This window comes from Xanthomonas sp. SHU 166 (assembly GCF_000364685.1).
Taxonomy (GTDB): Bacteria; Pseudomonadota; Gammaproteobacteria; order Xanthomonadales; family Xanthomonadaceae; genus Xanthomonas_A; species Xanthomonas_A sontii.
Window position 1 is genome coordinate 1 of sequence record NZ_AQOJ01000314.1, and the last position, 379, is coordinate 379.

The 379-nt window shown below is 73.1% G+C and carries 1 protein-coding gene; it reads right to left on the bottom strand.

Annotated features, from left to right (window positions below):
- The coding region (locus tag D180_RS09515) for a FecR domain-containing protein (RefSeq protein WP_017912607.1) at positions 1–379 on the bottom strand (379 nt) is incomplete at both ends.

The window sequence follows — 379 nt, forward strand, 5'->3', positions numbered from 1 at the left end:
CTCAGGCGCGCGCGCTGGCCGGCGCGCAGTACGGCAGTGCTGCCGCCGTCCGGTGCGCGCACGGCGACACGGCCGTCGATCACGGCGACCTCGGCGGTGCGACCCTGCAGGCGCACATCGAAACGCGTGCCGAGCACCCGGGCGCTGCCGCCGGCGCTGTCGACCACGAACGGACGCCGTGGATCGTGCGTCACCTGCAGCAACGCTTCGCCGCGCAACAGCTGGACCGAGCGCAGGTGCGCCTGCATCTCCACGGCGATGGCGCTATCGGTGTTGAGCGTGACCACGCTGCCGTCGCGCAGATGCACGATGCGCACCTCGCCGACCCGGGTGAAGGCATCGCTGCGCAGTCGGTCCAGGCCGCCCCCGCCAACCCAGG